This window comes from Desulfurivibrio nitratireducens, assembly GCF_044068515.1.
Taxonomy (GTDB): domain Bacteria; phylum Desulfobacterota; class Desulfobulbia; order Desulfobulbales; family Desulfurivibrionaceae; genus Desulfurivibrio.
Genome location: NZ_JBIPKI010000061.1, coordinates 1 through 11,481, shown reverse-complemented (window position 1 = coordinate 11,481; position 11,481 = coordinate 1). Strand labels below are relative to the sequence as shown.

General features: G+C 63.6%; 12 protein-coding genes. 8 read left to right on the top strand and 4 right to left on the bottom strand.

Annotated elements, in window-relative coordinates:
• The coding region (gene recD, locus ACHHTY_RS11190) for an exodeoxyribonuclease V subunit alpha (protein ID WP_395494240.1) at positions 1-1,564 on the top strand (1,564 nt) is incomplete at its 5' end.
• A 97-nt stretch (positions 1,565-1,661) separates the two neighbouring features.
• Here the strand turns inward: recD and ACHHTY_RS11185 are convergent.
• From ACHHTY_RS11185 to ACHHTY_RS11175, 3 genes are read right to left on the bottom strand one after another with little or no spacing between them, the layout of a single operon-like run.
• Entirely contained in the window at positions 1,662-2,645 is a 984-nt protein-coding gene (locus tag ACHHTY_RS11185; RefSeq protein ID WP_395494239.1) for a chromate resistance protein ChrB domain-containing protein, read from the bottom strand.
• A gap of 26 nt (positions 2,646-2,671) precedes the next feature.
• Positions 2,672-3,880, bottom strand: a complete 1,209-nt coding sequence (locus ACHHTY_RS11180) for an MFS transporter (RefSeq protein ID WP_395494238.1) — start codon at positions 3,878-3,880, stop codon at positions 2,672-2,674.
• Positions 3,877-4,710: an HDIG domain-containing metalloprotein gene (locus tag ACHHTY_RS11175; protein ID WP_395494236.1), complete on the bottom strand. Its 834-nt coding sequence runs from the start codon at positions 4,708-4,710 to the stop codon at positions 3,877-3,879. The genes ACHHTY_RS11180 and ACHHTY_RS11175 overlap by 4 nt, the downstream gene beginning before the upstream one ends.
• Positions 4,711-5,066: 356 nt before the next feature.
• On the opposite strand from ACHHTY_RS11175, the gene ACHHTY_RS11170 reads away from it, so the two are divergent.
• The 4 genes from ACHHTY_RS11170 to ACHHTY_RS11155 all read left to right on the top strand — a co-directional run bounded on the left by ACHHTY_RS11170 (position 5,067) and on the right by ACHHTY_RS11155 (position 7,912).
• Entirely contained in the window at positions 5,067-5,891 is an 825-nt protein-coding gene (locus ACHHTY_RS11170; protein WP_395494235.1) for a DUF3786 domain-containing protein, read from the top strand.
• A gap of 254 nt (positions 5,892-6,145) precedes the next feature.
• Positions 6,146-6,769 carry an SET domain-containing protein gene (locus ACHHTY_RS11165; RefSeq protein ID WP_395494233.1) on the top strand — a complete coding sequence of 208 codons (624 nt, stop codon included), beginning with the start codon at positions 6,146-6,148 and terminating at the stop codon, positions 6,767-6,769.
• Positions 6,750-7,298, top strand: a complete 549-nt coding sequence (locus tag ACHHTY_RS11160; protein WP_395494231.1) for a GNAT family N-acetyltransferase — start codon at positions 6,750-6,752, stop codon at positions 7,296-7,298. Before ACHHTY_RS11165 ends, ACHHTY_RS11160 begins: the two co-directional genes overlap by 20 nt.
• A gap of 113 nt (positions 7,299-7,411) precedes the next feature.
• Entirely contained in the window at positions 7,412-7,912 is a 501-nt protein-coding gene (locus ACHHTY_RS11155; RefSeq protein WP_395494230.1) for a C-GCAxxG-C-C family protein, read from the top strand.
• Here the strand turns inward: ACHHTY_RS11155 and xseA are convergent.
• A complete protein-coding gene (gene xseA / locus ACHHTY_RS11150) occupies positions 7,893-9,239 on the bottom strand; it encodes an exodeoxyribonuclease VII large subunit (RefSeq protein WP_395494229.1) in 1,347 nt (448 codons plus the stop codon). The genes ACHHTY_RS11155 and xseA overlap by 20 nt on opposite strands.
• Before the next feature lie 109 nt (positions 9,240-9,348).
• Here xseA and ACHHTY_RS11145 point away from each other — a divergent pair, with 109 nt between their 5' ends.
• From ACHHTY_RS11145 to panD, 3 genes are all read left to right on the top strand, one after another.
• Complete coding sequence (locus ACHHTY_RS11145) at positions 9,349-10,017, top strand: tetratricopeptide repeat protein (protein WP_395494228.1); 669 nt, start codon at positions 9,349-9,351, stop codon at positions 10,015-10,017.
• 44 nt (positions 10,018-10,061) lie between these two features.
• The gene (panC, locus tag ACHHTY_RS11140) at positions 10,062-10,910 is read left to right on the top strand and encodes a pantoate--beta-alanine ligase (RefSeq protein WP_395494227.1); all 849 of its coding nucleotides are present in this window, start codon (positions 10,062-10,064) and stop codon (positions 10,908-10,910) included.
• Positions 10,911-11,000: 90 nt separating this feature from the next.
• Entirely contained in the window at positions 11,001-11,384 is a 384-nt protein-coding gene (gene panD, locus ACHHTY_RS11135; protein ID WP_395494226.1) for an aspartate 1-decarboxylase, read from the top strand.
• Positions 11,385-11,481: the final 97 nt, after the last annotated feature.

Below are 11,481 nucleotides of genomic sequence, written 5' to 3'. Positions count from 1 at the left end.
AGCCCCACCGCCCCCCAAAACAGAGGAGCTGCAGGCCGAGTTGCGGCGTTCGCCCCTGGTCGCGACTCCCGGCGTTGCCCCGGACTCTCAGCCCGCTCCCATGGTGCTGGCCCGCAACCGCCTCTATTTGTGGCGTTACTGGCAGTATGAAGAGGAATTGGCCGCGGCCATTCTCCAGCGGGCGGTGCCGATGGAGCCGGAGCCGGATTTGCCCCGGGCCGAAAAACGGCTGACGGACCTGGCCGCGGCCGCCGGCCTCGAACTGGATGGGGATCAGCGGGCCGCCGTGCTGGGGGCCCTCAAGCATCATCTCACCGTGATTTCCGGCGGCCCGGGCACCGGCAAAACCACCATTATCTATTTCATTCTCAAGCTGCTGCGGGAGCCAGACGGGGCAAAGCCCCGCATTCTGCTGCTGGCTCCCACCGGCAAAGCGGCGGCCCGCCTCGGGGAGACCCTGCGGGAGCAGCAGGAGGAGGGCCTGGCGGCCATGACTATCCACCGGGCCCTGGGTTATCAGGCCGACACTCCGACCACTTTTCGCCATGGCCGGGAACAGCCTCTGGCCGCCGACCTGGTGGTGGTGGACGAGGCCTCGATGGTGGACATGGCCCTGATGAGCAAGCTTCTGGCCGCGGTTCCGCCCACGGCCCGGCTGGTGCTGCTGGGCGACAAGGACCAGCTGGCCTCGGTGGAGGCGGGTTCCATCCTTGGGGATATCTTCCGGGCCGCGGCCCGGTTGGGACCCTGCCTCATCAACCTCAGGCGGGGCTTTCGCTTTGATCCCGGCCGGGGCATCGGCGCTTTGGTCCAGGGGATCAAGGCCGGCGATCCGGCGGCGGTCCTGGCGGTGCCGGTCTCCCGGCCGGAGGAGGGGAGTGAAGTAACCCTGAACGCCGCCGCCGACCCGGAAACCCAGGCCGATTTCCAGGCCCTGGTTTTGCAGGGCTTTCGCCCCTGCCTGACCGCCGCTTCGCCGGCGGAAGCCCTGGCCCGGCTCAATGATTTTCGCCTGCTCTGCGCCCATCGCCGGGGTCCGGCGGGGGTTGAGGGCCTCAACCGCTTCTGCCGCGAGCTGCTGACCGGCGCCGGCCTGCTGGAACCACCGGGCTTGACGGCCGGCGATGATGAGTGGTACCGGGGCCGGCCGATCCTGGTGGTCGCCAACAGCTACGAAGCTCGGCTTTTCAACGGCGATCTGGGGATAATCTGGGACGATCCTGAGGCCGCAGGCGAGTTGCTGGCCTTTTTCCCCGCCGCCGGCGGCGGCCTGCGCCGCCTGCCGCCTGGTCGCCTGCCCCGCCATGAAACGGCCTTTGCCATGACCATTCACAAGAGCCAGGGTTCGGAATTCGAGCGGGTGGCGGTGATTCTGCCCCGGGAAGATTCCCCCCTGCTGAGCCGGGAACTGCTCTACACCGCGGTTTCCCGGGCCCGCAGCCAAGTCCACCTCTTCGGCCCGGAAGCCGCCATCGCCCGGGCCCTGGCCCGCCGGGTAACCAGAACTTCGGGCCTGGCCGCCGCCCTGGCCGGACCGGGCGGGTCCGGGGCGGAGGAGGTTTAATTGCGCCGGCGTTGGCCGAGGCTGCTGATAGGATCCTGGGAGGGGCTGTCGCCAAAAGCCGGGCGGGCTCTATCGGCAAAAATCAGCAAGTTTGGATCTACGCTTTTTGCTGACCGCCGAAGGAAGCGTACAGGGAGTCGAAGACCTGCAGTCCTTGGGCAAGGATCTCCTGATCGCTCCGGCTGCGGTTGGCGAATCCGACAATTATCGCTTCCACCCCGGCGGCGGCAGGATTGCCGTAGCGGTCGTCCTTGAGGTCCAGGTCGTGGACGATTTCGGCCAGCGGCCGCAAGGCCGGGTCGCTCAGGCCGAAGCGCCGGATCAGGGTTTCGAAGGTGCAGATATCCTGCTGATGGGTGAAATCGCCGTCGGCGACATCATAGCTCACCATTTCACCCTTGGCGGCCGAGATCTCCTCCTCGGGCCTGAAGGCAAAGGAAGCCAGCGGGTCGATGAAGCGGCGGATAAGCCAGGCGGAGGCGAGACGGTCGACAAAGGGACGGGGGCGGGTCACCCAGGTCCGGCCCTGGAAATCACCCCGCCGCAGGGTGGCGCCGACTTTGCTCTCCGGTTCCTTCTTTTGGGCCAGCAACCGGGCAATCTCCGCTTCCAGCCCGCCCAGTTCGGTGGCCATTTTTTGTCCGGTATCCGAGGCGAAAAAGTCGATGCGGGCAATGGCCTGCAGCTCGTCGCGGAGCTTGCGGAACTGCTTGCGCAAAATTTCCGGCTTCGGAGGCTGGCCCCCTTTCTGGTAAGCGGCGGTCCGCCGTTGCAGATCGGCCAGCTTTTTCTTGAGTTGATCGTAATCAACCGTGCGCTGGCGGTTGAACAGCTCACGCAGTTCAGCCTCCTTGAACGGATGGATTCTTTCGGTGTGAGCCCAGCCCGCCTCGCCGCCGCAGGCGCTGGTTTCCTTGATCAGCCATTGCAGGTTTTCCCGGTGTTCCTCCTGGTCGGGCAGCAGATAAACCGCGCCTTTCATTTGAACCGCGCCGATGCGGGCAAGCTTGCGCCAGATCCGCATGCGATTGCCCACCGGGCGAGCGGGAACCGTATAGAAAAAAAGCAGCCAGCCGTTCATTTTTCCTCCCGGGTTGAATTGGCAGGTCAAGGATCAGGTTGTTGCCCGGCCTTGGCCGGTTCAGGTCGCGCCGCCAGGCGAAAGAGCAGGGTGGCCGCCCCGAGAATCGCGGCGGCGGTCAACAGGGCGGCCGGCAGTCCGTAATAAAGGGCGATAAAACCGGCGACCAGCGGCCCGGTGGCGTGGCCGACGTCCATGATCGAACTTAACAAGCCCATGGCGGCCCCCCGGTCTTCCGGGCTGCTGAGATCAGCGATCAGCGCGGTGGTGGCGGCGGTAACCATGGCCAGGGCCAGGCCGATGCCGATACTGGCCCCAAGCAGGCTCCAGAAGGAAGAAGCGGTCGCCAGCAGGGCCATGGCCGCCATGCCGCCCAGCCCACCCCAAAAAATCTGGCCGTTGCGCCCGTGCCGATCGGAAAATTTCCCCATCAGGGGTTTGGTCAGGGCCAGGGTCATGATCTGAATGGAAATGAAGAAGCCCGCCTCGCCGGCGCTTAAGCCGGCCGCCAGCACATGGCCGGGGAGAAAGGTTTCGAAAGCTCCGTACATGAACAGGACCGCCGCTTCCGCCAGGGCGGCCGGCAGAATACCCGGCGTAGCCACCACCCGCCGGAAAGCGGTAAACATCTCCTTGTTGCTGCTGGCCGGCGGTTTGGCCGCTGCTTTACCGGTCTCGGGAATCCGCAGCGCCAGCAGCAGGCTGAGCAGACCGCCGCCGAAACAGACCAGGTAAACCGTTTGAAAAGCGGCGGTGGGCGCCAGGGCCAGGTTGGCCAGCAGCAGGCCGCCGGAAAGGGGGGCGACAAAGCGGCCGGCCAGGGTGGCGGTGGCGAACCAGCCGATTTTTTCTCCCCGGCCCTGGCGGAAAAGATCAGTGACCAGGGCCAGGGCCACCGGCATGAAGATGGCGGTGGCCAGACCATGATAAATCCGGGCGATGGCCAGGAGCAAGAGGCTGTCGGCCGGGAGATATAATAATGGAGCGGTGGCGAAAATCCAAGCCGCAATCACCAGCATGCGCCGTCGCCCGTAGCGGTCGGCCAGCAGGCCGGCGGGGATGCTGCCGAGAATGCCGGTCAACGGTCCCAGGGCGGCCAGCAGACCGATCCCGGCGGCATCCGCCCCGAGATGGTCGGCAAAAAGCGGCAGGACCGGGCTTTTGGCCAGAGTGGAACTGAAAATGGCCAGCAGCCCGGTGACGCACAGCAGCAGGAAGGGGGAAACCCGGATCACAACGCCATGAGCCCCTGAATTTCCCGGTGATAGTTAAAGTATCGTTCAGTGGTCGGCCGATTCTTGCCGTATTTGACCATGTCCCGGAGAATCTCCTCAAAACGCTGTTCAGCCTCGGCCTCGCTGGCCAGGGCAACCAGGCCCTCGGTTATGATGTCGGTAAGCCGGTCGGCGTAGATGACGATCCGCTCTTCCAGCCGGTGCAGGGTGTAATCCTTGATCGGCAGGCCCAGTTCCGCGGCCTCTTGGGAACTGAGTCCGCCGCGGATATGCTTTTCCATGATGGCGGTGATCTCCGGGGGCAGACCCAGTTCACGGCCCATTTCGGCGCCGATCATGCCATGCTCCATGGCGTGGGTCCGGGCTTTGCCCAGATCGTGGAACAGGGCCCCCCGCGCCACCAGCTCCAGGTCCAGGGGCTGCTTGGTCCTTTTGGCAAGCTCCAGGGCTTTTTCCGCCACTTTCAGGCTGTGAGCGATATCTGCTGCCGCCATGCCGGCCCGCCGCAGCAGATTGAGGTCGCTTTCCTTGATTTCCGGAGCGCGATTGGGCCGGATGCCGAAATAGCGCAGGGCCTGCAGCAACTCCGCTGACGGCTCGCCGAGCAGTTTGGCGAATTTGTTTTCCATGTCCTCGCGCAGGTGCTCGATATACTCGCTAACCCCCTCTTCGCCGAAGCGGTCCCGGATTGTCGGGCCAAACTCCCAGATCCGGGTGAAGTCATGGCGTTCGTTTTTATTGACGGGATCGTCGATCCAGCGGTGCAGTTCCACGTAATCCTGGCCGACTCTGTTGCGACTGGTGACAAAGTGTTTTTCGGTGGGAGGCATTTGGGTTTCTCCTATGCAGGGGTTGCTGTTGATTGATCGTTACCTATAACGTAACAACTGTTACAGATAAGGCAAGATTTTTTTTGCGGAGGCGGTCCGGAGAAGGGCTCAAGCTGAGGTAGCGGCAACGGCTTGGTCATGCCGGGGCTTGCGGCGGCGTTGCCCCGGATCCGCCGGCAGGGGCAGGTTTGCCTCGAAAATGACCGAAATTTGCGCTAATGTTGTAATCCTGACGCCGTTGAAAAAAGCGCCGACGAGGGCAAGGCACGCCTCGTGGTCTGCGGTCCGGCCATAACCGGCCCAGGGGTTGCCTGGTTATTGGCGCCGCCATCAGTATGCAACCGGAAACCAAAATTATGAATCCTTATGATCTCTTCAAGAAGACTCCGCAAAGCAATTGCGGCCAGTGCGGTTATCCCGCCTGCCTGGCCTTTGCCGCCGCGGTTACCAAGGGGGGCGAGGATCCCGGCAAATGCCCGTTTCTTGATCCCGCCGACCCCGATCTCGCCAGGCGGGAGGGCCCTGGATTGGAGCAATTGTCCCGCCGGCGGGACCTGGAGTTGGTGGAGTACCTCAAGAGCAAAATCGCCGGGCTTGATTTTGCCGCCCTGGCTGCAGACCTGGGATGCGAGGCGATGACCGGAGACGACGGCGAAGCGCTGCTTTTCAGCTTCCTGGGCCAGCGGGTAAGGTTGGACCGCAATGGGGTTTTGATCGACGGGGTCGAGCCCGAGGATCCTCGGGATCAGATTCTGCTTTACAACTATGTTCATTCCCGGGGCGGGGCCGCCCCGGCCCAACGGGACTGGATCGGCCTGGAGAGTCTGCCCAACACGATCTCCAAGGTCCGAACCCTGGCCACCTACTGTGAAAAACCCCTGGCCGCCCTGTTTGCCGCTCACCCGCCGGCGGCGGTGCTGGCCGCCGGCGAGCGCCTCGGGGGTCGCGAGCTGGCCACCGGCGCCGCCGATCTGGCCGTGATCGTCCCGGTACTGCCCCGGGTCCCCCTTTGTCTGCACTTCTGGGCCGCGGCCCCGGAAGAAGGCTTCAGCGCCCAGGCCAAAGTGCTCTTTGACCGCCGGGTGCTGGATTTTCTCGATCTTGAAACCCTGGTCTTTGCCGGCGAGCGCCTGGCCGACCGCCTGGCCCTGTTGCTGGAGCAGCCCGGCCGGGCGGTTTGAGCAAGCAAGACCGGCGGAAAAATCCAGCTTGACAGGGGGATAAGAGGGACGTATAAGGTCGGGAAAAGGTTAAATAGTTACCATAAGCCGCCCTGCCACCAGCGATGACAGCTTGCTAAGAACCAGTTGCCGGGCCAAGGCGGTCAACTGGGCAGGTTTCGCTTAACCGGAAAAAAATTGCTTCCACAGTTGGGACCGGAAGTATTTGCCCTAAACGGCTTTACCCTCAAATTACCGCAGGCAGACCGGCGAAAATGCTTCATCCCGATACGGAAGTTCGTTTTATCAATAAAAATATCGGCCATGGGGTTTTTGCCACCCGGCTGATTCCCCGAGGTACGGCGGTCTGGGTCATGGACCGTTTCGACCGGGTTTTCCGGGAGGAGGAAGTCCGCGCCCTGGAGCCGGTTTACCAGGAAATTCTGGAAAAATACTGTTTCCGGGACCGGCAAGGGCGCTGGGTTTTCTGCTGGGACAACACCCGTTTCATCAACCACAGCTTCCACCCTACCTGCATCACCACTCCTTATGGGTTCGAAATCGCGGTAAGAGATATCCTGTCGGGACAGGAAATTACCAACGATTACGGGTTTTTCAATATCATCGAGCCGTTTGATTGCCTGCCCGAACCAGGATGCCCGCGGACTCGGGTATTCCCCGATGACATTCTGCGTTTTGCCCCGGAATGGGATCGGCAACTGGCCCCCGCCTTCGCTGCATTCGCGCTGGTTGAGCAACCCCTGGCCGGACTGATCAAGCCGGAATTCCTGGACACCCTCGCCCGCATCGCCCGTGGTGAGGTCCAGCCCGCCTCCATTCGCACCTGTTATTTTGATCCGGCGGCAGCCGGCCAGACCGATGGCCAGACCCATGCTTGATTTTGACCTGCTCACCGCCGCCAACTTCCCCTTTTTCGAGGCGGATATCCTGCGTTCCGAGCAACTTTTTCCGCCCGACCTCCGGGAAACCAGCGAGGATTATCAGGTTGCTCTGGCCAGCAGTCATGCCCTCGGTCTGGTGGCCCGGCAGGGCCGGGTGTATGTGGGCAATGCGGTGGGCTTTGCCCCCTGCCCGGAACAGCGGGCCCAGCTCCGGCTGGAACATCCCCGCTCTTCCGAAACCGAGCTTATTTATCTCTTCAACATCGTCACCCTGCCGGATTTTCAGAACCGGGGTTATGGTCGTCAGTTGCTGACGGAATTCTGCCACCGAGCCCGCCAGACAGGCTTCCGCAAGGTGGGTGGGCATTTCCGCGGCAACGGATCGCTTAAGAACTTCACCGTTTTGGGCGGCCGTGCTTTGGCCACTTGTCCCGACTGGTTTGTGACCGGTGAATGCTTTACTTATTGCGAGTTGGACCTGTCGATCCCGCCAAAAACCGCGCCTGCGACCGAGCCCGCCTGCTAAGTTGCCGCTTGTCGGCACCGGCCAACGGGGCCGAGGTTTTCAGCAAAATTGCCCCGACGGTGAACTTGCGGCGGCTCTTCCGGTCTTCCGGCAGCAGCCAAGGAGAACAATGGATGCAGGAAATTGTCGAACAGTGCGGCTTGCGAGTGGAAAACATCTATCGGGCCAGGGGTTACTGCTGTTCCGAGGCGATCATTGTCGGCCTCAACGGCATCTTTCAGGCCGGCCTTGACGAAACCACGGCCTTGCGGCTCGGCTCCGGGTTCTGCCATGGCATGGGCGGGGCGGAAGGTGATTGCGGGGCCCTGGCCGGGGCGGAGCTGATTCTGGGTTTGCTGCTCGGCCCGCACCAGGAAGGGGGGCTGGCCAAAAAAACCTTTCGCAAGGAAGTGGCCGCCGCCATGCACGACCGTTTTCGCACCCGTTTTGCCGCCAGCGCTTGCCAGGTTTTACTCAAGCGCCGCAAGGAAAAGATCGGGGCCGGCTGCGCCGAACTGACCCAAGGGGCGGCCGAAATCGCGACGCAGCTGATCCTGGTCTGGCGCCCGGAATTGGCGGACCGGATTGATCACGGGTTTTTGGCCGCCCGCGAGGTCAGGAGCGGGAAGGCTTGATCTTGCTGATCAGGCAGTCCAGAAGGCCGTCGTGGAGGGTGAGATTGAGTTCGCCGCCGACCTCGGCCTGCTTGACCGAACGCAGCACCGAGCCGTCGGCCCGGCGGGGGATGGCATAACCCCGGCCGAGGACGGCCAGGGGACTGACCGCGTCGAGAATGGCGGCGGTTTGGCCCAGCTGGTTGCGCTTGGCCGCCAGCAGGCGCTGGATCAAAAAGGAGATCCGCAGGGCGTTTTCCCGCACCAGGCCTTGGAAGCCGGCGATCAGGCGCCGGGGATCCTGCCGCTGCAGTATGGCCTGGCAATGGCTGAGCCGATCCCGGTCGCGCCGCAGGCGCAGGCGCAGGGCGTGGCCCAACTCGGCCTGGAGGTGATCGAGGCGCAGGTTGTGCTGGGCCAGCAGCCGGCTGGGATCACCCAGCAGGCGCTGGGCCGAGCTCAGTTGCTGGCGGGCGTCGGCCAGTTGGCGGCGCAGGGTGGCGGCCAGCCGCCGGTCTAGTTCGGCCACCGCCGCCGCCAGCACCGCCCGTTCCGGCAGGATCATCTGGGCCGCGGCGGTGGGGGTGGGGGCCCGCAAATCGGCGACGAAATCGGCGATGGTGAAATCCACCTCGTGGCCCACCGCCGAAACCACCGGAATCGCCGAGGCGGCGATGGCCCGGGCCACTTCCTCCTCGTTGAAGGCCCAGAGATCTTCCAGCGAACCGCCACCGCGGCAGAGCACGATGACTTCCCACCCCCCCAGCCGGTTCAACTCCTCGATGGCCCGGGCGATTTCCGCTGCCGCTCCTTCTCCCTGGACCCGCACCGGCATGATGCTGATGGCCGTGTTGGGGGAACGCTTTTCCGCCTGGTGGAGAAAATCCTGGACCGCCGCCCCCTGGGGCGAGGTGACCAGGGCGATGCGGCGGGGCAGGAAGGGCAGGGGGCGCTTGCGTTCCGGGGCGAACAGGCCCTCCTCTTCCAGCCGGGCCTTGAGCTGGTCGAAGGCGATCCGCAGCAGCCCGGCCCCCTTGCTGTCCAGGTAGTCGATGATCAACTGGTATTCGCCCCGGGGCTCGTAAACCGAAATCCGGCCCCGGCAGAGGACCTCGAGGCCGTCGGCGGGCTGGCAGGCCAGGTAACGCTGCTGGGCCTTGAAGAGCACCGCCCGCAACTGGGCCCCGGCATCCTTGAGGGTAAAATAGAGGTGGCCGGAATGGGGCCGGCGCAGGTTGGAAATCTCCCCGGTCACCGTAACCATGGAATAGGAGGTCTCCAGCAGCCCCCGGATGGAGCGGGTCAATTCGCTGACGGTCTGGATGCGGTTGTCGAAGGGGTTTTCCATCGGCTCCTGGCGCGAAAAAAGCGGGGTGATTTTTAAGTAAAATGAAAGTATACTACCCGGTCTGGATCGAGAAAAGCACAATCTTAACCCTTGCCGAACAGGGAAAAACGTGGCGGATAAAAAGATCTTCAAACCCGATAATATAATGGCCTCCTCCGGCCGCGAAGGCAGTTTTTTCGACGACCTCAATCTGCCGCCGGCGGCGGCGGATTTTCTCCAAACCTGGTATCGCCACCTGCTGGCCGCCATCGCCATCCTCGTCGTGGTGATTTTGGGCTGGACCTTTACCAAGCAGTTTACCGCCGCCCGGGCCGACCGGGCCTCGGAACAACTGACCATGGCCATGCAGATCGAAAACCAGGCCGCCCGGGCCGCCGCTCTGGAAGAGGTGGCCTCTTCCTACCGCCGCACCGGGGCCGGCATCTGGAGCCGGATCGAAATCGCTCACCTGGCCCGGGAGGCCGGAGAGCTGGAGCAGGCGGCCCAAACCTACGAGGAACTGCTGGGGATTATTCCTCGCCAGGATCCCCGCCAGCCCATGGTAAAGCTCAACCTGGCCCAGGTCTTGAGCGAACTGGGGCGGGATGAGCGGGCCGCCGCCCTCTACCGCGAACTGGAAAACACCCCCGGCTTCGAGGCCTGGGGCCTGCTGGGCAGCGGCGAAATCCTGGCCCGCCGGGGCGAGGAGGCGGCCGCGGCGGAGAAATACCGCCAGGTAGCGGGGATGGAAAACGTTGCGGTCCTGCTGCGGGAGCAGGCCGAGTTGCGCCTGCGCTAAGCGACCGGCCGGCCGCCCCTTGTTTAAGGGGCCAAAAGGTTCTGATGGAAACAATCACCCAGCCCGCCGAGATGTCCGCCTGGTCGGAGCAGACCCGCCGGACGGGGCAGAGCATCGCCCTGGTGCCCACCATGGGTTTTTTTCATGAAGGTCACCTGAGCCTGATGCGTTTTGCCGCCGCCCGGGCCGACCGCCTGGTGGTCAGCCTCTTTGTCAATCCCATCCAGTTTGCCCCCGGCGAAGACCTGGAACGTTATCCCCGCGCCCGGGAACGTGACGCTGCCCTGGCCGCCGCCAACGGGGCCGATATTCTGTTTTGCCCCGAACCGGCCGCCATGTACCCGCGGGATTTCCGGACCACGGTGACGGTGGCCGGGATCAGCGAAGGCCTTTGCGGCCGCAGCCGGCCCGGCCATTTCGCCGGGGTGGCCACGGTCCTGGCCAAGCTTTTCAACCTGGTCCAACCCGACCGGGCGATTTTCGGCGAGAAGGATTTCCAGCAACTGGCGGTGATCCGGACCCTGGTGCGGGATCTCAACTGGAATATCGAAATCCTGGGCCATCCCATCGTCCGCGAACCCGACGGCCTGGCCATGAGCTCCCGCAATGTTTATCTTAATAAAGATGAACGGCAGGCGGCCCTGGCCCTGCCGCTCTCCCTGGAGCACGCCCGCCACCGGGTGGGGCAGGGTGAGCGGCGGCCGGAAGTTCTGCGGGGAGAAATAAACGCCATCCTCGCCGCCGCCGGCCTGCGGCCGGAATATATCGAGTTTGTCGATGAACTGAGCCTGCAGCCGGTGGCCCTGGTGGGGGAGGGCACGGTCCTGGCCCTGGCGGCCCGCAGCGGCGCCACCCGGTTGATCGATAATTGCCGGTTCAAACAACTGGATTAAAGGAGCCGGGCGGGGATTGCGATCTTGGCCCTTTGCCTTGATCCTGGTCTTTTGAGCCTTTTTTACCAAAATCTGCCAAGAGTGTTGACCATGTTGCAATCGATGTTGAAATCCAAGATTCACCGGGCCACGGTGATTGACTCCGAACTTCATTACGAGGGCAGCCTGGCGGTGGACGCCGAATTGATGGCGGCCGTGGGCCTGACTCCCTTCGAACATGTTCATGTCTATAATATGAACAACGGCGAACGTTTCGAAACCTACGCCATCGAGGCTCCGGCCGGCTCCGGCATGATCGGCCTGCGGGGAGCGGCGGCCCGCAAGGGGCTGCCCGGCGACATGATCATAATTGTCAGCTATGCCCTCTATAGTCCTGAAGAACTGTCTGAATATAAACCCCAGATTATTGTCCTGGACCCGGAAAACAAAATCAAGCGCCGGGGGCCCTGCAAGGCCACCGACCTCGAGGGATGACCGGGCCGGCCGCTAATCCCGCCGGCTCCGGAGCCGGGCCGCGTTTCCTGATCGTGGCGGCCACGGCCGGGGAACTCGACCCCCTGCGCCAGGGGAA

Coding starts and splice junctions, on each gene's coding strand:
- ACHHTY_RS11185 (WP_395494239.1), bottom strand. CDS start 2,645: ATGAACGGCTGGCTGCTTTTTTTCTATACGGTTCCCGCTCGCCCGGTG.
- ACHHTY_RS11175 (WP_395494236.1), bottom strand. CDS start 4,710: ATGCCTCCCACCGAAAAACACTTTGTCACCAGTCGCAACAGAGTCGGC.
- ACHHTY_RS11170 (WP_395494235.1), top strand. CDS start 5,067: ATGAATCCTTATGATCTCTTCAAGAAGACTCCGCAAAGCAATTGCGGC.
- ACHHTY_RS11165 (WP_395494233.1), top strand. CDS start 6,146: ATGCTTCATCCCGATACGGAAGTTCGTTTTATCAATAAAAATATCGGC.
- ACHHTY_RS11160 (WP_395494231.1), top strand. CDS start 6,750: ATGGCCAGACCCATGCTTGATTTTGACCTGCTCACCGCCGCCAACTTC.
- ACHHTY_RS11155 (WP_395494230.1), top strand. CDS start 7,412: ATGCAGGAAATTGTCGAACAGTGCGGCTTGCGAGTGGAAAACATCTAT.
- xseA (WP_395494229.1), bottom strand. CDS start 9,239: ATGGAAAACCCCTTCGACAACCGCATCCAGACCGTCAGCGAATTGACC.
- panC (WP_395494227.1), top strand. CDS start 10,062: ATGGAAACAATCACCCAGCCCGCCGAGATGTCCGCCTGGTCGGAGCAG.
- panD (WP_395494226.1), top strand. CDS start 11,001: ATGTTGCAATCGATGTTGAAATCCAAGATTCACCGGGCCACGGTGATT.